14 protein-coding genes are annotated in these 22,126 nt (G+C 57.0%); 4 read left to right on the plus strand and 10 right to left on the minus strand.

The genetic code is table 11. The annotated features are described in order from the left end of the window. Positions 1-59: 59 nt before the first annotated feature. The 5 genes from NH344_RS00585 to NH344_RS00605 form a co-directional block, all read right to left on the minus strand. Positions 60-1,076, minus strand: a complete 1,017-nt coding sequence (locus NH344_RS00585; RefSeq protein WP_044627789.1) for a quinone-dependent dihydroorotate dehydrogenase — start codon at positions 1,074-1,076, stop codon at positions 60-62. 154 nt (positions 1,077-1,230) lie between these two features. Next, on the minus strand, positions 1,231-6,054 hold the full coding sequence (locus tag NH344_RS00590; protein WP_044627790.1) for an NAD-glutamate dehydrogenase: 4,824 nt from the start codon (positions 6,052-6,054) through the stop codon (positions 1,231-1,233). 177 nt (positions 6,055-6,231) lie between these two features. Continuing rightward, complete coding sequence (gene trmA / locus NH344_RS00595; RefSeq protein WP_044627791.1) at positions 6,232-7,359, minus strand: tRNA (uridine(54)-C5)-methyltransferase TrmA; 1,128 nt, start codon at positions 7,357-7,359, stop codon at positions 6,232-6,234. Positions 7,360-7,416: 57 nt separating this feature from the next. Further along, the gene (murI, locus tag NH344_RS00600; protein WP_044627792.1) at positions 7,417-8,214 is read right to left on the minus strand and encodes a glutamate racemase; all 798 of its coding nucleotides are present in this window, start codon (positions 8,212-8,214) and stop codon (positions 7,417-7,419) included. A gap of 216 nt (positions 8,215-8,430) precedes the next feature. Beyond that, positions 8,431-8,976, minus strand: a complete 546-nt coding sequence (locus NH344_RS00605; protein WP_044627793.1) for a hemerythrin domain-containing protein — start codon at positions 8,974-8,976, stop codon at positions 8,431-8,433. A gap of 238 nt (positions 8,977-9,214) precedes the next feature. Here NH344_RS00605 and NH344_RS00610 point away from each other — a divergent pair, with 238 nt between their 5' ends. Next, a complete protein-coding gene (locus tag NH344_RS00610) occupies positions 9,215-10,540 on the plus strand; it encodes a replication-associated recombination protein A (RefSeq protein ID WP_044627794.1) in 1,326 nt (441 codons plus the stop codon). A 46-nt stretch (positions 10,541-10,586) separates the two neighbouring features. Here NH344_RS00610 and lolA read toward each other — a convergent pair whose 3' ends face one another. Beyond that, positions 10,587-11,243: an outer membrane lipoprotein chaperone LolA gene (gene lolA, locus NH344_RS00615; RefSeq protein WP_044627795.1), complete on the minus strand. Its 657-nt coding sequence runs from the start codon at positions 11,241-11,243 to the stop codon at positions 10,587-10,589. A 148-nt stretch (positions 11,244-11,391) separates the two neighbouring features. After that, positions 11,392-14,619: a DNA translocase FtsK 4TM domain-containing protein gene (locus NH344_RS00620; protein ID WP_253027377.1), complete on the minus strand. Its 3,228-nt coding sequence runs from the start codon at positions 14,617-14,619 to the stop codon at positions 11,392-11,394. A gap of 117 nt (positions 14,620-14,736) precedes the next feature. On the opposite strand from NH344_RS00620, the gene aat reads away from it, so the two are divergent. From aat to infA, 3 genes are all read left to right on the plus strand, one after another. Next, positions 14,737-15,483, plus strand: coding sequence for a leucyl/phenylalanyl-tRNA--protein transferase (gene aat, locus NH344_RS00625; protein ID WP_044627797.1), 747 nt, complete (start codon positions 14,737-14,739; stop codon positions 15,481-15,483). A gap of 30 nt (positions 15,484-15,513) precedes the next feature. Beyond that, positions 15,514-16,248 (plus strand): arginyltransferase, encoded by a 735-nt coding sequence (locus NH344_RS00630; RefSeq protein WP_044627798.1) that lies wholly within the window; start codon positions 15,514-15,516, stop codon positions 16,246-16,248. 138 nt (positions 16,249-16,386) lie between these two features. After that, positions 16,387-16,605: a translation initiation factor IF-1 gene (gene infA, locus NH344_RS00635; RefSeq protein WP_007111068.1), complete on the plus strand. Its 219-nt coding sequence runs from the start codon at positions 16,387-16,389 to the stop codon at positions 16,603-16,605. 173 nt (positions 16,606-16,778) lie between these two features. Here infA and clpA read toward each other — a convergent pair whose 3' ends face one another. The 3 genes from clpA to NH344_RS00650 all read right to left on the minus strand — a co-directional run bounded on the left by clpA (position 16,779) and on the right by NH344_RS00650 (position 22,049). Then, a complete protein-coding gene (gene clpA, locus NH344_RS00640; RefSeq protein ID WP_058576915.1) occupies positions 16,779-19,055 on the minus strand; it encodes an ATP-dependent Clp protease ATP-binding subunit ClpA in 2,277 nt (758 codons plus the stop codon). Between the two features lie 154 nt (positions 19,056-19,209). Further along, the gene (gene clpS, locus NH344_RS00645) at positions 19,210-19,518 is read right to left on the minus strand and encodes an ATP-dependent Clp protease adapter ClpS (protein ID WP_089675197.1); all 309 of its coding nucleotides are present in this window, start codon (positions 19,516-19,518) and stop codon (positions 19,210-19,212) included. A gap of 296 nt (positions 19,519-19,814) precedes the next feature. Next, positions 19,815-22,049 carry an NADP-dependent isocitrate dehydrogenase gene (locus NH344_RS00650; protein ID WP_089675193.1) on the minus strand — a complete coding sequence of 745 codons (2,235 nt, stop codon included), beginning with the start codon at positions 22,047-22,049 and terminating at the stop codon, positions 19,815-19,817. Positions 22,050-22,126: the final 77 nt, after the last annotated feature.

A 22,126-nucleotide genomic window follows, 5' to 3' on the forward strand; every position in this document is an offset into this window, starting at 1 on the left:
CATTTGGAGAACGGAGCCCGCTGCCAAGCGGGCTTTTTAATGCCCCAGCGGTGGCCGCTTCATTCACCCTGCTTGAGCGCTTTCGCACACTGCTGTACCAGCGCTGGGCCTTGGTAAATCAAGCCTGAATAGAGCTGTACTAAGTCCGCACCAGCGGCCATTTTCGCCTTTGCCGCTTCACCGCTATCAATACCGCCCACACCAATAATTGGCAGCGTGGGGAGATGGGCGCGCAGCAGACGAATCACCGTGTTGGACGCCTCAAACACCGGCTTGCCAGAAAGCCCACCCGCTTCTTGAGCCTGGGGGTCATCACTGACCGCGTCCCGGGAAACGGTGGTATTGGTGGCAATCACGCCATCTAGCTCGTTACGGGCAATGCTGCCTGCCACTAATGCCACTTCCTCTTCGCTTATGTCTGGGGCAATTTTCACCAGCAACGGCACGTTGCGGCCTGCTTGGGCATCCAGCTCGCGGCTTTTAGCGCGAATGGGTCCCAAAAGAGCATCTAACTGTTCGCCAAACTGCAGCGTACGCAGCCCCGGCGTATTGGGTGATGAGATATTCACCGCAATGTAGTCCGCCACGCCGTGTACCGCGTTGAGGCAGGCCAGATAATCATCCAGCGCATGCTCAACCGAGGTGGTTAAGTTCTTGCCGATATTGATACCCACAATGCCGTTGTAGTGACGCTTTTTAACCTGGGCAACAAGATGCGCCACCCCTTTGTTGTTGAACCCAAAGCGGTTGATGATCGCCTCATGCCCAACTAGCCGAAACAGGCGCGGTTTGGGGTTACCCGGCTGTGCTTTAGGGGTCACGGTGCCCACTTCTACAAAGCCAAACCCCAGCTCGCCCAGCGCATCAAGGTGGTCGGCGTTTTTGTCCAGCCCGGCGGCAAGCCCGACCCGGTTAGGAAAGCGCAACCCCATGAGTTCGACAGGATCACTCACCGGCTCGCCATACACACGCTTAATGCCGCCCACCTTATGCAGCGCGTCAAGCGCGTTCAGCGCCATGCTATGGGTAGTTTCGGGGTCCAGGCGGAATAGCAGCGAGCGGGCAATTGGGTACATCAGCAAGACTCTCCTGAGCGGTGGGCGAAGTGCGGGGCGGGCGCAGTATAACGCACATCGCCCCCTCTTCGCAGAATGAAAAAAGCCGCGTCCTGGTCTCCCAGAGCGCGGCTTTTCGTTAGAACGTAGCTTTTCTCATAGAACCCGTAAGGGCTTATGCTTTGCTATCGCTCTCCGCTAAATCCACCAACTCACGAACCGCGACGGCAAACAGCGCGAATCCGCCTTCGCTTCCGCCACGCACTTCGTCGATCAAGCGGCACCAGCGGCGGTGTAGCTCGGCGTGCTGCTCCAACCACTGGGCCACCCGCTCCTGGGTGTCGCGGCCGCCCGCCTCCAGCTTCAAGACGCTTGTCGTCAGCGCTAGCTGCTGGCGGTCGATATCATCGCGGAAGGTTTCCCGCGCCTGCGCCTGCCAGGAGTCGCGCACCTCAAGGTGCGTGACCTGCTGAATCATCCAGGGTAGCTCCAGGCGGCTGCCGATTTCGTAGAACACCTCGGCTACCCGCTGGGGTTTCTCGTTGGTGATGCGGGCCGCTTGAATAATGCCCAGGCCAGCGTAGAGGCTCGGTGCCGCTGCCACGGTAGCAGTCAATGCTTCTGGCACACCAGCGGCTTGCAGCTCGTCGCAGCGCTTGCGCCATGCGACCTGCTCTTCACCGCTCAGCAACTCGCCAATGCTCTCCTGCAGCTGCGCTAAGCGCGGACCGAAGTACTCAATGGTGTCCTGGGTCGAAAGCCCCAGGTGCTGACGCAGGAACCAGCGTGTTGCACGGCGAATCATGCGCATCAGGTCCAGCATCATGGAGTACTGCACACGGCTGGGCACTTGGTTATCCAGTGCTTCAATCTGCGCCCATAAATCGGTCAGGTTGAAGGCATCCCGGGCGACGACGTAAGCGCGGGCAATGTCGGCTCGGCCAGCACCGGTCGAGTCCATCAAGCGGCGTACGAACACAATGCCCATGTGATCAACGAGGTCGTTAGCCACCTGCGTTGCCACGATTTCCCTCTTCAGGCGGTGGTCATACATCTCGGTTTGATAGCGCTCGGTGAGCACGGCGGGGAACAAGCGCTCCAGATGACGGTGAATATAGAGATCGTCCGGCACGTCAGAGTTGATCAAGTCGCCCTTCAGGGTGCTCTTGGCGTAGGAGATTAGTACCGACAGCTCCGGCAGGCGCATGCCCTGGTTGTTGCTGGCACGCTCTTTCAGAACGTCATCGGCAGGCAGGAATTCAAGCTCGCGGTCGATTTGACCGGCGGACTCCAGCTCGCTGATGAAGCGACGGTACGGCCCCATGCCCTGGTGAGACAGAATCTCCGACAGATCCAGCGCCTGGGTCTGGCGGTAGTTATCCAGAATCACTAGGTCGGCGACCTCTTCGGTCATGTCGGCCAGCAGTTGGTTACGCTGCTTGTCGGTCATATCGCCACGCTTGACCACTTCATCGATCAAGATTTTGATGTTGACCTCGTGATCCGAGCAGTTCACGCCGCCCGCGTTGTCGATAAAGTCGGTGTAGACGCGCACGCCGTTGGCGGCGGCTTCCATCCGGCCACGCTGGGTCAGGCCCAGGTTACCGCCCTCGCCGACCACGCGGCAGTTCAGCTCTTTACCGTTGATGCGCAGCGCATCGTTGGCTTTATCGCCCACGTCCGCATCGGTCTCTTCTGAGCTTTTCACATAGGTGCCGATACCGCCGTTCCAAATCAGATCCACCTTCGCCTTGAGCATGGCGCGAATCAGATCGTTAGGAGACAAGCGCGTTTCTTCGATACCAAACACCTGCTGCATTTCCGGCGTGATGGTGATCGACTTGGCGCTGCGGCTGAACACCCCACCCCCCTGGGAGATCAGTTCGCTGCTGTAATCTTCCCAGCTGGAGCGCGGCAGATTGAACAGGCGCTTGCGCTCGGCAAAGGCCGCTGCGGCATCCGGGTTCGGGTCGACGAAGATGTGCAGGTGGTTGAAGGCGCCCACCAATTGGATCTTATCGGAAAGGAGCATACCGTTACCGAACACGTCCCCCGCCATGTCACCGATACCCACCACGGTAAACAGGTCCTGCTGGGTGTTCACGCCCAGGTTGCGGAAGTGGCGCTTGACCGACTCCCAGGCGCCCCGTGCGGTGATCCCCATTTTCTTGTGGTCGTAGCCATTGGCGCCACCAGAGGCGAACGCATCCCCCAGCCAGTGGCCATACTCAATGGAAATTGCGTTGGCGATGTCCGAGAAAGTAGCGGTGCCTTTATCTGCGGCAACCACTAAGTAGGTGTCATCTTCATCGTGACGCACCACGTTTTGCGGCGGTACCACCTCGCCACCCACGAGATTATCGGTGACATCCAGCAGCGCGCGAATGAAGATTTGGTAGCACGCGATGCCTTCTTTCTGCTGGGTTTCGCGGTCGGCGTTTTCCGGCATGCGTTTGCACACAAAGCCGCCTTTCGCACCAACGGGCACGATTACCGCGTTTTTCACCTGCTGCGCTTTAACGAGGCCCAGCACTTCGGTACGGAAATCTTCAAGACGGTCCGACCAGCGCAGGCCGCCACGCGCCACTTTGCCACCGCGCAGGTGAACGCCTTCGACACGCGGCGAGCAGACGAAAATCTCGTAGGCCGGACGCGGCTTGGGCATACCGGTCACTTTTGACGGTTCAAGCTTGTAGGCAATGTAATCCTTGAAGCGGCCATCGCCAGTTTTCTGGTAATAGTTGGTGCGCAGCGTGGCCTGGATCAGCTCCATGAAACGGCGCAGCAGCTGGTCGTCATTGAGGCTGGCAACGCCTTCCAGGTGCTCGTTAAGGCGTGCTAAGCAGTCGTCTAGGTTACTGGGCTGTTGGGCCGGGTCGAAACGTAAGCGGAACAGCTCAACCAGGGTTTGGGTGATGGCCGGATAGTTGGCCAGCGTTGCAGCGATGTAGTCCTGGGACATGCCGAAGCGGATCTGTTTCAAATAGCGGGCATAGCCGCGCAACATAGCCACTTCACGCCAGTCCAGGCCAGCACTGATAATCAGACGGTTAAAGGCGTCATTATCGGCCTCGCCTGCCCAAATGCGCTTGAACGCTTCGCTGAAGGTGTCGCGCATTTCGCTCAGGTTGACGCCTTCGCGGCTATGCTCCAGCTCAAAGTCGTGAATCCAATAGCGCTGCTGCGGCGCATTGATATCGTAGGGGCGCTCGCCAATCACGCGCAGGCCGAGATTTTCCATCATCGGCAACACATCAGAGAGCGGAATTTGCGATTCGCGGTGGAACAGTTTCAGGTTCATGCCGCCCGCCTGCTCTTCCAGCGGGCGGTAGAGCGATAGCGACAGGTCATGGACACTATCCAAGGCTAACAGGTGGTGAACGTCAAATACCGCCGTGCGGGCATTGAAGTCTTCCCGGTAACTAGCGGAGAACGCATCGTGGAACTGATCGATCAGATGGTTAGCACGCTCTTCACCAAAACCTTCGACCATGGCTTCCTGCAGCTCGTCGCGCCAGCTGCGCGCCAAGCGGGCGACTTTGCTCTCCAAACGCTTCAGGTCGTACTGGCTGGGGGCATCGCCGTTAAAACGTAGAATGAGCTGGATACGCGCCAGCACCGACTCGGATAAGTAGGTATTGAAGTCGCCAAAGTGGGCATCCAACTCATCACACAGCATACCCTGAATGCGCTGGCGCAGGTCGGTAGAGAACACGTCCCGTGGTACAAACACCAGGCAGGAGTAGAACTTACCGCTGACATCGGCGCGGATAAACAGGCGCACCTGGCGGCGTTCACGAATATTGAGAATACCCAACGCGGTGCTGGCCAAGGATTCCGTGCTGATCTGGAACAGATCATCGCGGGGGTAGACTTCCAACACCTGCAGCAGCTGCTTGCCGTTGTGGCCCTGGGGGTTGAAGCCGGCGATATCCATCACGGCCTTGAGCTTGCGGCGCAGCAGCGGAATATTGCGCGGCGACTCGTTGTATACCGTGGCGGTGAACAAGCCAAAGAAACGACGCTCGCCGATCACATTGCCGTCATCGTCGTAGCGGTCGACGGTGATGTAGTCTGGATAAGTGGGGCGATGCACGCGGGAGTGGTGCGCGCTTTTGGCGAACGAGAGCAGTTGCGGCACCAGCACGTAGTCGTCGTGCTCGTCGATGCCCTCTTCGGTACGGATACGCTCACGGTAGCGCGGCTGATCTAGGCGGAATACGCCCAGCACGCTGTTAGGATCGCGCTGCAGCTCGTTACCGTCCAGCAGGTACTCGTCGTAGCCCAGGAAGGTGAAGTTATCCTTCAACAGCCACTCTAGGAAGGCAATGGCTTCTTCGTGGTCATCCGGGTCAATTTGCGGTGGGCAGCTCTTTTCCAGCTCTTGAATGGCGGAAGTAATCTGACCGCACATGGCATCGAAATCGCTCACGGCGGTACGCACATCGCGCAGCACTTCATGCAGATTGCGCTCAATTTTTGCCAGGAACTCAGCGTCGGTGTGGCGATCGACTTCGATCACAATCAGCGATTCACGGGCGTCCGGTGCATTCTCATCTTTGGGAGAGGTGAGCGCCTTCAGCTGATGCTGGCTATCACGGGCCACGGCGAACACGGCGTTTTGAATGGCGTGTACCGTTAGGCCGCGACGGTTGAGTTCGATGCGCACGGAGTCGACCAAAAACGGCATATCTTCATGGAGCACCGCCACAAAGGTGTGGGTCGACTGCCAACCATGCTCTTCAAAGTCCGGGTTAAAAATACGCACTTTGGGGCTTTGCGGGTCATGGTGCTGTAAAAACTGCCAGATGGAGAGCGTCGCGCCGTAAAGGTCATCCAACCGACGGTCTATTAGGTCTTCCACTGGTACCGTGGCGTAAAAGTGGCGCGCAAAGGCTTCGATGGCGGCCGCCCGTGCTGGCTCCAGTCGCGCTTCCAATCGCTCTTGTAGCTGCTTTAAAAGATCCCGCCGACTCTCTTCGATCGCAACGTAATGCATCCATCACCTCGACTGCCTGGGGCCACTACATAGGCCAAAAAAACGAAGGACAATAGGCCTTTAGGCCACTCTACCTGTTAGCTTACGCTACCCAGGACCGCCACCCTAACCAACTGACAGGTTATTCATGGAGTATGCCGCTTGTGCATCATAAGCACTATTGACAAGTTCAGCGTATCAGCTTTGTGAGGCCACTTGTGGCTGCCGACGGGTCAGCAACACACCACACTCACAGTGGTGGGTAAACGGGAACTGGTCAAATAGCGCAAAACGCTCAATATCGTGGGTCTTAGTCAGTAGCGTTAAGTTTTCGGCAAGCGTGGCCGGGTTGCATGAAATATAGACGATTTGAGCGTATTCGCTGATTTGTTGGCAGCTTTGCTCATCTAGCCCGGCCCTGGGCGGGTCGACTAACACGGTTGAAAAGTCATACTCGTCCAGCGCCATCTCGGCCACGCGGCGGCCCTCTTTTTCCCCTTTCAGTGCCAGTGCAAACTCTTCCGCCGACATGCGGGCCACGTGGGCATTGGTCACGCCATTGGCTTCAAGGTTGACGTTGGCGCTAGCGACGGAGGTACGTGAAATCTCGGTGGCCAGCACGCGACGGAAGTTCTCAGCCAGCGCAATGGTAAAGTTGCCGTTGCCGCAATATAGTTCCACCAGATCTTCTGTTTGGCGGCCTTGCGTGGCTTCTTTAGCCCAGCTCAGCATGGTTTGGCAAATATGCGCGTTGGGCTGGGTAAAGCTATTTTCTACCTGCTGGTAGTGCAGCGTGCGGCCATCCACCGTGAGCCGCTCCCATATGTGATCCTGGGTCAGTACCAGACGCTGCTTACGCGAACGGCCAATGATCATGATATCTAGGGCTTTTTCCAGAGCGCGGGCTTCGGCTTCCCAGGCATCGCCCAACGGGCGGTGATAAATCAGCGTGACCAGCGCTTCCCCGGAGAGCGTGGTTAAAAACTCCACCTGGAACAGGCGGCGGCGCAGCTCATCGCTGGCGAGAAAGGCCTCCCGCAGCTTGGGCATCAGCTCGTTGATCTGAGCGCTGGCCACAGGGAACTGGTCCAGGCGCACCACTCGCTTGTTCTTGGGGTTCTCTGTGTCGACCTCGAACATGGCATAGAACAGGTCATCCTCTTCGTGCCAAATACGAAACTCGCAGCGCTGGCGATAGTGACTAGGCGGTGAGGGATACACCTCCAGCGTCGGCGTATCGAACGCTGCAAAGGTACGTTCTACATAAGCTTTTTTATCAGCTAGCTGCTCGTCGTAGCGTGCTGGATCTACCGTAGGGATCGCCAAGGTGGCTCCTCATCACTCAGTATTAACATTGGAAAAAACGTTTTATGCACCGGCTGCCTAGCAGGCATCGGGCAGTGCGAGCGGCTGTGGTGCGTGAAAGCCGTAGCGGGCGAAGCCATCGGTAAGCGCCTGAGCAGGCGCCGTGGTGAAGCAACGGCCATCGTGTGCACTGCTCACCAGGGTAGTGGCCACCTGCCCCACCCGGCGGGCAATGGCATCACCGGAGTCTACCCATGTGATAGGCGCTGGTGCCAGCGTGACTAATAGTGGTTGCAGCAACGGAAAGTGAGTGCAGCCAAGCACGACAGTATCTAGCGCGGGGCTCTCTAGGGTGGCTTGCCATAGCGGCGCTAGCGCTTGCTGAATGCGCGGTGCGTTGAGCGGCGTTCCGGCTAGCCACGCTTCAGCTTCGGTAACCAGGGCATCTGCCGCTATTTTGGTCACCACGCAGTCACTGGCAAAGCTGTCGATTAGCCCCTGGGTATAGGGGCGATTCACCGTAGCCGTCGTCGCCAACAAGCCAATATGGCGCGATGTACTCATCAGCGCTGCCGGTTTAATCGCGGGCACGGTACCAATGACAGGAATTGAGAGCGTTTGGCGCAGCCCTTCTAGGGCAAGGGTGCTGGCAGTATTACAGGCAACCACCAGCACGCTGGCTTGGCACGCTTGGACTGCCGCCTGGCAAACCATCACAATCCGCTTAGCGAGGGTCGCATCGTCGCGCAGGCCGTAAGGTAGCCAAGCGTTGTCGCAGGCGTAGCACAGGGCAGCCGATGGATAGTGCTGGCGCAGCGCACGGGCAACGGAAAGCCCGCCCACGCCGGAATCAAAAATCAGTATAGGCCCTGACATTACCCCCACCTACCCAGTCCGTTATATTGAAACCCACGCTATTAAAACCAGCGTTCTTGAAACCAGCGTTCTTGAAACCAAGGCGTTAATACCCGCACTGCTTAGGCGGGTCCTGTGCTTCACTACCCCGCCAGCCGCCCATAAAAACGGGGCGTTAGTTTAACACGCCCCGTTAGGCTCAAAAGGGTTCACGGTTGAAAGAGTGGCAGGAAAGCGCTATAGCACTGGAACCTCTGCGCCGCACAGTTCAGCGTATAGCTCTGGATAGGCCATTTGCAGGCGCTCCAGCTCTTTTTCAGCGCCTTCGGGCAGCGCTTGGCGCAGCTCCTCCATATCCTCTTCGTTGAAATGCTGGTCGATCAGCGGGAAAAGCCCCTCCCGCTCGTGGCGCAGATAGCCGCGGTGGGCTTCCAGGTACGCTTTGAGATCTTCGGCAAAGCGATCCATGGGCAGGATGTTATCCATCAGGATCATATCGATATCTTGGGACAGACGCATTAAGCGCGGCTTTAGCTCGCGATAGTCGTTAGTCATTTGCTCCATCAGTGGGAGGTGCTCTGGAGCCTGGGTTTTGAGCCGTTCAACGCAGATGCGCTCAAGGGGCGTAGCAAAACCATCCATGTAGGACAAAATGTAATCGACCACCTCACGCATCAGTTGAAAGTCGGGCCGCTCGCCGTTGGCCAAGGTTTTATGCTTTAACTGCAGCACATGGAGCATTCGCGCCATGTTGGCATGATCTAGACGCAATTGGTTTAACATCGTGCCGTCTCCTTCGTAAGTGTTGTGCCTGCCGTTCTCCCTACAGAGCATTAGGCACACAATCATGAGCTGGGTTCTACTACACTAGCGTTAATCCTTGCCTTGCGCCTCTATGATGACTAACGCTGGTGGGCGCTTCTTATCGTTATGCCACAAGGTAGTCTGACGTTACCCTATTTACCACAGACACTTATTAAGCGTTAGTTGTCCAACGCCCCGATTTACAACGGAAGTTTATATGGATCTTTTTGAAGCCACTCCAGGTGAAGACGCTCCGCTTGCCTTTCGCATGCGCCCTTTGACGCTTGATGACTACATTGGCCAGCAGGCGCTTGTGGGGCCGGACAAACCGCTGCGCCGCATGGCGGAGTCGGGCGTAGTGCGCTCTATGATCTTGTGGGGGCCACCGGGCGTAGGCAAGACCACCCTGGCAGAGCTGTTAGCACGTGCATCTGAAGCGCATCTTGAGCACCTAAGTGCGGTGATGGCTGGCGTAAAAGAGATTCGTGCGGTGGTAGAGCGCGCTCGCCAGCGCTCCTCGCCCACGCTTCTCTTTTTAGATGAGATTCACCGTTTGAACAAGAGCCAACAGGACGCCCTGCTGCCTCATGTGGAGTCCGGCCTGTTAACGCTGATTGGCGCCACCACTGAAAACCCCTCCTTCGAGGTGAACTCAGCGCTGCTCTCACGCGCGCGTGTTTATGTGCTAAAGCCACTAACCCAGCAAGAGCTCATTCAGGTGATGCAGCAAGCATTGGCACATGACCAGCGCGGCCTGGGCAAGCGACCAATTGACATAGAGCCTGGCGTACTGGAAGCCCTCGCCCATGCTAGCGCGGGGGATGCCCGGAGAGCCTTAGGGCTACTGGAAACGGCTTGTGATTTTACCGAACAGCAAGATGGTCGCGAGGTGCTACGCAAAGCGGTACTGGCGGATGTAGTCGGCCATCAGTCCAGCGCGTTTGATAAGCAAGGCGATGCTTACTATGACCTGCTATCCGCCATCCATAAATCGATCCGATCGTCGCGCCCTGATGCCGCACTTTTGTACATGGCGCGCTTTATCCAGGGCGGCGGCGACCCATTGGATATCGTGCGGCGCTTAACCGCCATTGCCTCGGAAGACGTAGGCAATGCCGACCCGCGCGCCCTACCGCTCGTCATCGCCGCCTGGGATGCCTATTTGCGCCTGGGCGATTATGAGGGCCAACGGGCGATTGCCCATGCAGCGATTCATCTGGCAGTGGCACCTAAAAGTAACCGCATTGACCGGGCCTGGAAAAGCGCCCAGCAGTTTGTCCAGCAGCAGTCCCAGGTGGAAGTACCCACCTACCTGCGCAACGCACCTACCAAACTGATGGAGCAGCTAGGCCATGGCGAGGGCTACCGATATGCTCATAACGAAGCGGATGGCTATCCAGCGGGCAGCGCTCACGACTGTTGGCCGGAAGGCGTGCCGAAAACACGCTTTTACGAGCCGAGTCCGTTTGGCCAGGAGAAGCGGTTTGGGGAAATCATGGCGTGGCGGGAGCAGCGGGATCAGGAAGCAGATCAGGCACCCTAAAGTGCCTGATAAACTGTGTTAGCACGGTGAAGTAACCGCCAGAGATTTAAAGCTCTTCGCGGATAACGTCGGTGCCTTCAGGAATCTGGAAATCAAATAGGCCACGATCAATGCTGCCATTGCGAGTAATGTCGCTGAAGGTGATGGCGGTGCGCTGGCCAGTGCTGTCCATCATCCACAGCTCGGTCAGGATCTGACCTTCAAAGACCATGCTCAGCTCTTCAAATAGCGTGTCTGCCAGCGTAGGAATCAGCGTAAACACGTCATCGCCGTCCTGCTGCTCGTAAAACACATCGTAGCTGGCGGTTAGCTCATCGGCGCTACCTGACAGCAATAGCGCGGGCGTGTGGGTAACACGGTCATCCATCGCTTGCACGGTCACTTGCTCAAGATCTGGATCGTAAAGGTAGACATCTTCACCATCAGAGACCACGGTTTGCGAGTACGGAGCTTCAACTTCCCAACGCAGCATACCCGGGCGCGATAACCACATTTCCCCACGGGCACTCTGAAGACGCTCACCGCCACCATCCAGAATCTGCTGTTCAAAAGTCGCGTGGTAGTTTTCCAGAGGATCCAAGCGCTCGGTAAGCCGCTCTGCGGCCTCATTGGCCCACGCTGTCATCGGTGCAGCAAAGGTTAACCCGAGCGCACTGGCGGCAAGTACCAACGCAGGTGAGCGACGGTTAGAGGGTTCGCGCATGTTCTTTCTCCCTAGGCATTCATTGCCGAATAGCGGACGAGGCAAGGAGCGATAAGACGTTCCGTATGCCTCTCAGACGTAAAAAGCGCCGCAGGGTTTCGCCTGCGGCGCGACTTTCACGCTTATTGCATGATTGGTGAGGCCACGCTTAGTGACCAACCGGCGGCGGTGCCAGCACTTCGCGAGCACCGTTGGTGCCCATAGAGGAGACAACGCCTGCGCCCTCCATGGCTTCAACTAAGCGTGCCGCTCGGTTATAGCCAATTTTAAATCGCCGCTGCACGGCAGAAATCGAGGCCTTACGGGTCTCGGTCACAAACTGCACCGCTTCATCGTAAAGCGCATCCTGCTCGGCATCGTCGCCATCAATCCCTTCCGCTTCAAGCCCAGTTAGTGCATCCGCAGAAACACCGCCGGAAAGAATCTCCTCAATGTACTCAGGCTCGCCGCGACGCTTCCAATCATCGACCACCCGATGGACTTCATCGTCGTCCACGAAGGCACCGTGAACCCGATTAGGCGGCCCGGAACCGGCGGGCAGGTAGAGCATATCCCCATGTCCCAGCAGGCTCTCTGCCCCACCTTGATCCAGAATGGTACGCGAATCGATTCGCGAGGAGACCTGGAAGGCCATTCGCGAAGGAATGTTCGCCTTGATCAAACCAGTCACCACATCCACCGATGGACGCTGGGTGGCAAGAATCAGGTGAATACCGGCAGCCCGCGCTTTTTGTGCCAGACGTGCGATTAGCTCTTCGACTTTTTTGCCGACGATCATAAACATATCGGCAAACTCATCGATGACCACCACGATGTAGGGCAGCTTCTCCAGCACCGGCGGCGTTTGGTGCATCTCCCAGGGCTGCGGCTCCCATAATGGGTCGGCCACCTGGGCGCCGGCACGCTCGGCTTCGTCTAGGCGGGCGTTAAAGCCGGCAATATTACGTACGCCCATCGCCGCCATCAGCTTATAGCGACGCTCCATTTCCGCCACGCACCAGCGCAGGCTGTTGGCCGCCTCTTTCATATCGGTGACCACCGGCGCCAGCAGGTGCGGAATACCGTCATACACCGATAGCTCCAGCATCTTGGGGTCGACCATGATCAGCTTGAGCTCATCGGGTTTAGCCTTGAGCAGCATGGAGATCAGCATCGCGTTGACCCCCACCGATTTACCCGAACCGGTCGTACCGGCCACCAGCAGGTGGGGCATTTTGCCTAGGTTCGCGACCACCGGCCCACCGCCAATATCTTGGCCCAGCGCCATCGTTAGCGGTGAGCTCTCCTGCTGATAGCGGTCAGAGTCGATCACTTCACGCAGGCGAATCATCGCGCGGTGCGGGTTAGGAATTTCGATCCCCACCGTTGGCCGACCGGGAATGACCTCTACTACGCGAACGCTTTTCACCATCAGCGAACGAGCAAGGTCTTTCGCCAAATTGCTGATTTTGGAAACCTTCACCCCGGCAGCAGGCTTGATCTCGAAACGTGTAATGACCGGCCCCGGCCACGTATCGACCACTTCAGCTTTTACACCGTATTCACGTAACCTGACTTCCAGGAGTTCCGCCATATCGGCCAGCTGCTCATCCGTGTAGTTCGGCTGATGCGGCTCCGGCGGTGTGAGCAGCTGTAGGCTGGGCACCTCGCCCTCGGGCTCTGGAAGCGTTTCAAACGCTGGGCGCTGGCTCTGCAGATGCTCCACCGTCCACAGCGTGGGGCCGTTATCCGCTTCCTCCTCAACTTGCTCGGTAGAGAAGGTTGGCTCATGGCGCGAGCTGGCAGTAGTAGATGCGACAGGCCTGACGGATAACTCATCGTCATCTTCGTCATCCCACACTGGCTCTGGCACTACTTCCGGCACTCGCTCCCGGCGCGGTTCAGCCGCTATGGAGGGGGCTTGGTAGGCTGGCTGGCTGTCTTCACTGCGCAGCGTGACTGGTTCGGGGTGCTCTGACTCCGGCTCTGGGCGGCTCGTAAACGCGGTGGATGCTGATGGCTCAGTAGCTTCCGGTTCCCACTCATCGCGCGTTGCACGCAGCGGTACAGAAGCTGCATAGAGCTCACGCTCCTGCTCATCTTCAACCCGCAGCGGTTTATTGCTACCCAATTCATGGGTAGGTACCGGCTCGGGTGTTTCAGTTGGCGCAGGTGTTTCAGGCTTAGGCGCTGGAACTTTTTCAACTGCAGACTCAGGCTGTTGCGTTGGCTCCGGTTCTTTAGCGGATAACGACATTAGTGGTTCACTGGGCGCTTCTGGCTCCTGCGTCTTGGCAGGCGCTGGCGGAGTCGCTTCTGGCGCGGCCGTCCGAGGCTCTGAGGTGCTTTGCGGCTTCGCTCCATGGCGTTCGCTCAGTACAGTGGCTGCCTCCCAAGGAATGGAGGTATCCGCAGCAGATGTCTCTTCTTGCGTCTCTTCTGCAGGTGCTGAGAAGCTTGGCTCACGCCGCTCGCGACGACTTGATGGTGAACGCTCACTAACGGCAGGGCGCTCCTGCGGCGCAGGCGATTCACTGGCGCGAGGTGCAGCATTGACGGCTGGCGTCTCTTCTTTCTCATCTACAGCGTCCGTACTGGTATCGCTAGGCTCTGCCCAGGAGCGCTGCTTCACTTTTTTAGACGCCGCTTTAGCAGCCGCACGCACGGCAGCGCGCTCAGCACGCTTTTCGCGACCTTTAGCACGGCGAGCGCTAAACCATCCGCCGATACGGCACAGCTTGCGTCCAACTTCATCGGCCACCTGTAACCATGACATGCCGCTGAATAACGGGAAGCCAATCAGAATTAGCGCGGCGGCAATCAAGCCCACACCGCCGCTACTCACCAACGGTTTCAGCGTACCGACGAGCCCTTCGCCTAAAATACCGCCTGAGGCATAGGGCAGAATGCTATCTGGATGATAAAAGTGCAGTGCGCCCAGCATGGTCGTACCGAACATTAGCAACACCAAACCGCCTGCGCGCACGGCAATGGCCACCGGATCCAGCTCGAAACGCACCTGGCGTGAGCGCATCAGCCACCAAGCGGCGTAACCAAACATTCCCGGCCACCACAGGGCACTGGCCCCGAGCAGTGAATAGAGCACGTCGGCCAGCCATGCACCAACCGGGCCCATCCAGTTACGCACATCGGTTTCAGGCCCTTGGTACGACCAGCCGGGGTCGGCTGGATGGTAGCTAAACAGCGCCAATAGCAAAAAGACGCAGAGCGCCAGCATCACAACCACCACCCCTTCACGGGCGGATCCTTGCAGGCGCAAGCCAAACCGGCGCGCCTTATCCTTTGCGGCATTCACCCGCGTCGATGAATTAGAACTAGATGGTGACTGACGCGACTGTCGCTGCGTTCGCTTGTCTACCGCCTTATTTACTTTCAAGCGATTCTCCCTTTACACCACACGGTGTCTTTAATCCACTTGCGAGTTTGCATCATACCGAGCATCCTTCCGCCGTCACAGCGCTTCTATAGAAGCTATCAGCAACAGGAGCAAGCGATGCTACCTTGGCTCTCATCGCCACACCCTTCATTTCCATCTACCGAACAGGCATTGGAGTCTCCCAACGGCCTCCTAGCCGCCGGTGGAGAGCTTACACCAGCCTGGCTGGTAGACGCTTACCGGAAAGGGATATTTCCTTGGTATAGCGACAAGGACCCCATTTTATGGTGGAGCCCTGACCCGCGCATGATACTGCTGCCTGCTCAGTTTAAACGACGCCGCAGTCTAGCTAAACGGCTGCGACATGGTGGCTTTAGCGTGACACTAGATCAACAGTTCATCCAGGTCGTTGAGGCATGTGCTGCTCCCCGTAAAAATGAACCGGGCACTTGGATTAACCCGGATATGCGTCGTGCCTATCAGCGCCTTCACGAACTTGGCATCGCCCACAGCATTGAGGTACACCGTGACGGCGAGCTGGTCGGCGGGCTGTATGGGCTGGCCATGGGGCCAGTGTTCTTTGGTGAGTCGATGTTTTCACGTCAACCCGACGCTTCCAAAATTGCGCTGGCCTACTTGGCAGGCGCCATGCAACGCCATGGTGGTGAACTCATCGACTGCCAAATGCACACGCCGCATTTAGCCAGCCTGGGTGCGACAACAGTCGCCCGTAGCACGTTCATCAACTACCTTGAACAATGGTTGCCAGAAAAGGCTTTTCGCTTACCACCTGCCCATCAGACGCCATCCGTGCCTGCCTCACCATGGCTGGCGGCGATACCCTCAGGCGCTGAAGCAGAGTGACCGCGCCGTTTTTCACCAAGGAGGCAAGCCGTGAGTAGTAACGCTCCTCGCCGCCCTGTGCGGGATTTGCGCTTCTTCCTAACCGTTCCTCATGCCTGCAGCTATCTTCCTGGCAAAGAGGCAACAACACTGTTTCTGGATCCTCAGGAGTCGCCGGTGCCTGGGGTGTACGACTCGCTGTCTCTACTTGGCTTTCGACGCAGCGGACGCCACTTATACCGCCCTCACTGCGAGGGTTGCAATGCCTGCCGTTCGGTACGCATTCCAGTAGACGAATTTAGCGCCAACCGCACCCAGCGCAAACTTTGGCGACGCAATGCCGATATTGAAACCCGAGTGATTGCCGCACGCTTCGACGCGGCCCACTATGCGCTGTACGCCGACTATATTCGTCAGCGTCATGCCGATGGCGATATGTACCCCCCTAGCCGCGACCAATACCGTACCTTCTTAACGCTAGAAGAGCCCTATGCACACCTACTAGAGATGTATCTAGAGGGCGAACTGGTGGCCGTGGCAGCGTTTGACCAGCTAGAGCATGGTCTTTCGGCCATTTATACGTTTTTCAAAGTGGATGAGTCGCTTGAAAAGCGCTCGCTGGGCACCTTTGCTATCTTAAAGTTGATTGCGCTCTGCCAAGAAAAAGCGCTGCCGCACCTTTATCTCGGGTACTGGATTGAGGAGTGTCGTAAGATGCGCTACAAGCAAGCTTTTTCACCGATTGAACTGCTGGATGGGCGGCACTGGCGACCTATAATTCGTTAAACTGGTCAGCTTTTTTGCCTTGACGGCGGGCTTACGGCACAATATAGCGCTGTTTCTTAGGCGAGCAGGTTTGTGCCAACGCTTATTGAAACAACCATTCGACCAACCACGATGTAAAATAAGTGAGGATCTGCCTATATGGCACGCGAAGATCATATTGAAATGGAAGGCGTTATTGTTGATACCCTTCCCAACACCATGTTCCGGGTTGAGCTGGAAAACGGTCACGTTGTGACCGCTCACATCTCTGGCAAAATGCGTAAAAACTATATCCGCATTCTGACTGGCGACAAGGTCAAGGTAGAACTAACGCCCTACGACCTGTCCAAAGGCCGTATCGTTTATCGCTCGCGCTAAGCCTTGAGTGTGCCCTCAAGCAACGTCTGCTCACAGATCGCGTCCCACGGCTATTAGTAGCACCGCGTAACGACGGCGCCGCCCCCTGGAAACGACAACGCCCCGTCGAAGACAGGGCGCTGTGCGTGCTAGCGAGTATGCATTACTGCTTGTCGGTCATCTTAGCGCCCTTTTCAGGGCGCATCTGCCATTTCCGACTCTGTCGAAAGATGAAGCTCTCCCTCCTCCAGGCTAACATGGACGATACCACCGTGCTCGGCCAGCTCTCCAAACAGAATCATCTCTGCGAGTGGCTTCTTGAGCTTCTCTTGGATCAAGCGAGCCATCGGCCTTGCCCCCATATCCGGGTCGTAGCCTTTCTCTGCTAGCCAATCCCGGGCGACGTCGTCTACATCCAGCTGCACGCGCTTCTCGTCTAGTTGCGCTTGAAGCTCGATCAAGAACTTATCGACCACGTTGCGCACCACCGTCGTGGGCAGCGCATGGAATTGAATGATGCCGTCCAGGCGGTTACGGAATTCCGGCGAGAAGGTCCGACGAATCACTTCCATCGCATCCGTCGAGTGATCCTGACTCTGGAAACCGATAGAGCGACGCGATGCCTGCTCCGCCCCAGCGTTCGAGGTCATGATCAAAATCACATGGCGGAAGTCTGCCTCGCGGCCGTTGTTATCCGTCAAACGACCGTGATCCATGACCTGCAACAGCAGATTGAAAACTTCTGGATGCGCTTTTTCGATTTCGTCGAGAAGCAGCACGCAGTGCGGCTGTTTGGTGACGGCCTCGGTCAGTAGCCCACCCTGGTCATACCCCACATAGCCTGGAGGCGCACCGATCAAACGCGACACGGTGTGACGCTCCATGTACTCCGACATATCGAAACGCACCAGCTCAATGCCCATGATATGCGCCAGTTGCTTGGCTACTTCCGTTTTACCGACCCCAGTCGGGCCTGCGAACAGGAAGCTGCCCACGGGCTTATCGGGAGATTTCAGGCCCGCCCGGGAGAGCTTGATGGCCGCCGACAGTGAATCGATCGCTTCATCTTGACCAAACACCAACATTTTCAGGTCGCGGTCCAACTTCTCGAGCTGTTTACGATCCGAACTCGAGACGCTCTTCGGCGGAATGCGTGCAATGGAGGCCACCACGGCTTCCACCTGCTCCACATCGATCGTCGTAGCACGTACCTCAGGGGGTAGCATCCGCTGATGCGCACCCGCTTCGTCGATCACGTCGATCGCTTTATCGGGCAGGAAGCGATCGTTGATGTAGCGATCCGCCAACCGGGCCGCACTTTCCAACGCACCGTCGGTGTATTTCAGTTCGTGGTGCTCTTCGAAGCGCGAACGCAGCCCTTTGAGAATCTTGATGGTGTCCTCAACGGACGGTGCCAGCACGTCGACCTTTTGGAAGCGGCGTGCCAAGGCGCGGTCTTTCTCGAAAATTCCGCGGAACTCCTGGAACGTGGTCGAACCAATGCAGCGCAGCTCGCCTGAAGAGAGCAGCGGTTTCAACAGATTGGAAGCGTCCATCACGCCGCCCGAGGCAGCGCCCGCGCCAATGACCGTGTGAATCTCATCGATGAACAAGATGGCATTGGGCTGTTTACGCAGCTCGCTTAACAGACTCTTGAGGCGCTTTTCGAAATCGCCACGGTACTTGGTGCCTGCCAGTAGTGCGCCCATATCCAGTGAGTAAACCACCGCGTCGGCAATGACTTCCGGCACGTCTTCTTCGACGATGCGCTTGGCTAAGCCTTCGGCAATAGCGGTTTTACCCACACCCGCTTCACCCACCAGGAGTGGGTTATTTTTACGACGGCGGGCCAGAATTTGCACAACGCGCTCAAGTTCATGGTCGCGGCCAATCAGAGGGTCGATTTTACCCTGACGTGCCTGCTCATTGAGGTTGGTGGCGTAGCCGGTCAGCGGATGAGCAGCACCTTCAGCGCTCCCCTCTTCTGCGTCGTCACTCTCTTGAGAGGAAGGTGATGGCGACGGGCCATGACCAGAGACTTTAGAAATTCCGTGGGCGATGTAGTTCACCGCGTCTACCCGCGCCACGCTTTGTTGTTTAAGGAAGTAAACCGCTTGACTCTCTTGCTCGGAAAAGATGGCCACCAGCACATTAGCGCCAGTCACTTCGCTTTTACCGGAAGATTGAACATGGAATACAGCACGTTGCAGCACGCGCTGGAAACCAAGCGTTGGCTGAGTTTCACGGTCACCCTGACCTTCTGGGATCAGCGGTGTGGTCGAGTTAATGAAATCCTGCAGATCGGACCGCAGCTTGTCGAGGTTTGCCCCACACGCCTTCAGCACATCCACCGCAGAGGCATTGTCTAGCAGCGCCAGAAGCAGGTGCTCTACAGTCATGAATTCGTGGCGCTTTGAGCGAGCCACGGTGAAGGCCGTGTTCAGGGTCAGTTCAAGTTCTTTGCTCAGCATGGCAGTCCCCTTTTCGCTACTACCTAGGGTATATCGACACCTAGGGCTTGCGTCGGATCAGTTTAATCGACCGGCACTTTCAACATCGGGTACAAATGGCGTGGTTGCAAGCCCCTGCGCTACTTTTTTTCAACGTTACTCATTTTAAATAGGCTTAATCAGCAGCTTCGATGTCACTCATTAGCGGGTGCTCACATTCACGGGCATACTCATTCACTTGATAACTTTTAGTTTCAGCAATATCCCGGGTAAAAATGCCGCAGGTGGCTTTCCCCTGGGTGTGCACCGCCAACATCACCTGCACGGCTTTTTCGCTATCCATATTAAAAAAGCTTTGCAGCACTTCAACGACAAACTCCATGGGGGTGTAGTCGTCGTTATGCAACACCACTTTATATAAAGGCGGCTGTGCCAGCGCGGGCTCGGCCGACTGCACCGCTAAGTCATCATCGTGTTCTGGCATGCCTGGACGCGTCATGCCTGCCTGCAGAGTCGCGATCACGTCCAGAGGGTATGTATTAGGCATAAGTCACGTGCATCATCTTCTTGCTGCTGACAGTCAGGGCCTTGGATCAATTCAAAGACGAGGCTTTTACAGTCCAGGCTTCTACAGACTGTACACCTATGTATAAGACGCCTGCCATCAACAAGGGTTCATGAAAGGTAAAAAATTATCACACAGGAGAGAATAAAAATCCCTCGCCCGCAAGGCGGGCGAGGGATCGATCAGCCGTTGAAGCGCGACGGCTCAGCGGATGATCAGCCTTTGGACACCATGGCCAGCGCGTCGTTGAGGGTCTTGCTCGGGCGCATGGCCTGGCTGGCCAGCTCACGGTTGGGGTGGAAGTATCCCTGGATATCCACCGGCTGCCCCTGCACGCTGTTCAGCTCATCAACGATGGTGCTCTCGTTGGCTTGCAGCGTCTCTGCCAGACGACCAAACAGGGATTTCAGTTCGGCGTCCTGGCCCTGAGCGGCCAGTGCTTCTGCCCAGTACATTGCTAGGTAGAAGTGGCTGCCACGGTTATCCAGCTCGCCGACTTTACGCGATGGCGACTTGTTGCTGTCGAGGAATTTGCCATTGGCTTCATCCAGCGCTTTTGCCAACAGCGTCGCGCGGGCGTTACCGAAGGTGCTGCCCAGGTGCTCAAGCGACGCCGCCAGGGCCAGGAACTCACCCAGCGAATCCCAACGCAGGTGGTTCTCTTCCAGGAACTGCTGAACGTGCTTAGGTGCAGAACCGCCAGCGCCGGTTTCAAACAGGCCACCACCGTTCATCAGCGGTACGATAGAGAGCATCTTGGCGCTGGTGCCCAGTTCCATGATCGGGAACAGGTCGGTGAGGTAATCGCGCAGCACGTTACCAGTGACGGAGATGGTGTCTTCGCCTTTACGGATACGCTCCAAAGAAACCTTCATTGCATCGACCGGCGCGAGAATTCGGATATCCAGGCCAGCGGTGTCGTGATCTTTCAGGTACGTCTCGACCTTCTTGATCAGTTGCGCGTCGTGGGCACGGTTAGCGTCGAGCCAGAACAGTGCCGGGGCACCACTGTCGCGGGCACGGGTAACGGCCAGCTTCACCCAGTCTTGAATCGGCGCGTCTTTGGTCTGGCACATACGCCAGATATCGCCTGCTTCTACCGTGTGGCTAAACACAGTTTGGCCTGAATCGTCGGTGACCACGACAGTCCCGTCGGCAGGCATTTGGAAGGTTTTATCGTGAGAGCCGTACTCTTCGGCTTTCTGCGCCATCAGGCCCACGTTAGGTACGCTGCCCATGGTGGTCGGATCGAACGCGCCGTGCTGCTTGCAGTCTTCGATCACCGCCTGGTAAATGGTGGCGTAGCAGCGGTCAGGGATAACAGCCTTCGCATCTTGCAGCTCGTCATTCGCGTTCCACATCTTGCCGGAATCACGAATCATCGCCGGCATAGAGGCATCGATGATCACGTCGCTGGGCACATGCAGGTTGGTGATGCCTTTATGGGAGTTCACCATCGCCATGGCCGGGCGAGTTTGATAAAGGGCCTCTACATCGCCTTTGATCGCCTCTTGCTGGTCGCTGGGCAGCTTCTCAATAGCGCTGTAAAGGTCGCCGATACCGCTGTTCGGGTTGAAGCCAGCACTCTTCAGCACGTCAGCGTGCTTCTCCAGCACCTCTTTATAGAACTCTTCTACCACGATACCGAACATGATTGGGTCGGAGACCTTCATCATGGTGGCTTTCAAGTGCAGCGAGAACAGCACGCCGCTCTCTTTGGCATCGCTGATTTGGCTGTCAATAAAGCTGCGCAGACGGCGGCTACTCATGCTGGCGGCGTCAATGACTTCGCCTGCTTGTACCGCAAGACCCTCTTTTAGCACCACGTTGGTGCCATCTTTTTGCTGCAGCTCAATCTTCAGCGTGCCGGCTTTTTCCATCACCGCCGACTGTTCGCTGCCGTAGAAGTCGCCTTCGCTCATATGAGCCACATGGGACTTAGAGTCAGCGCTCCACTCACCCATGCGGTGCGGGTATTTGCGAGCGTAGTTTTTGACCGATTTCGGCGCGCGGCGGTCGGAGTTACCTTCGCGCAGCACCGGGTTTACCGCACTGCCCTTGACTTTGTCGTAACGCGCTTTAACGGAGGCTTCTTCGTCGTTTTTCGGCTCTTCCGGGTAGTCAGGCAGCGGGTAACCTTGGCTTTGCAGCTCTTTGATGGTTGCTTTTAGCTGCGGGCCAGAGGCGCTGATATTAGGTAGTTTGATAATATTGGCTTCAGGCGTCTTCGCCAGCTGACCAAGCTCCGCCAAGTCATCGCTCACGCGCTGCTCGTCGCTCAGAATATCCGGGAATTGTGCCAATACGCGGGCAGCAAGAGAAATATCGCGGGTCTCTACTTCGACACCGGCAGAGTCGGTAAAGGCATCAATGATGGGTAACAAAGAGTAGGTAGCGAGCGCAGGAGCTTCATCGGTGAGCGTATAAATGATCTTCGGCGTTTTAGACATTTTTGCGTTAACCTCTTTTTTTCGGTCGCTGTGATTATAAAAAATCCTGAGCTACGCGGCTCATTCAACGATTAGCC

The organism is Halomonas sp. Ps84H-12 (genome assembly GCF_024124725.1).
GTDB lineage: Bacteria > Pseudomonadota > Gammaproteobacteria > Pseudomonadales > Halomonadaceae > Vreelandella > Vreelandella aquamarina.

What these genes read in the sequence shown, in the direction of transcription:
- aat (WP_044627797.1), top strand. Translation starts at nt 14,737, where the DNA reads ATGCTACCTTGGCTCTCATCGCCACACCCTTCATTTCCATCTACCGAA.
- clpS (WP_089675197.1), bottom strand. Translation starts at nt 19,518, where the DNA reads ATGCCAGAACACGATGATGACTTAGCGGTGCAGTCGGCCGAGCCCGCG.
- NH344_RS00610 (WP_044627794.1), top strand. Translation starts at nt 9,215, where the DNA reads ATGGATCTTTTTGAAGCCACTCCAGGTGAAGACGCTCCGCTTGCCTTT.
- NH344_RS00590 (WP_044627790.1), bottom strand. Translation starts at nt 6,054, where the DNA reads ATGCATTACGTTGCGATCGAAGAGAGTCGGCGGGATCTTTTAAAGCAG.
- NH344_RS00585 (WP_044627789.1), bottom strand. Translation starts at nt 1,076, where the DNA reads ATGTACCCAATTGCCCGCTCGCTGCTATTCCGCCTGGACCCCGAAACT.
- infA (WP_007111068.1), top strand. Translation starts at nt 16,387, where the DNA reads ATGGCACGCGAAGATCATATTGAAATGGAAGGCGTTATTGTTGATACC.
- clpA (WP_058576915.1), bottom strand. Translation starts at nt 19,055, where the DNA reads ATGCTGAGCAAAGAACTTGAACTGACCCTGAACACGGCCTTCACCGTG.
- NH344_RS00605 (WP_044627793.1), bottom strand. Translation starts at nt 8,976, where the DNA reads ATGTTAAACCAATTGCGTCTAGATCATGCCAACATGGCGCGAATGCTC.
- murI (WP_044627792.1), bottom strand. Translation starts at nt 8,214, where the DNA reads ATGTCAGGGCCTATACTGATTTTTGATTCCGGCGTGGGCGGGCTTTCC.
- NH344_RS00650 (WP_089675193.1), bottom strand. Translation starts at nt 22,049, where the DNA reads ATGTCTAAAACGCCGAAGATCATTTATACGCTCACCGATGAAGCTCCT.
- lolA (WP_044627795.1), bottom strand. Translation starts at nt 11,243, where the DNA reads ATGCGCGAACCCTCTAACCGTCGCTCACCTGCGTTGGTACTTGCCGCC.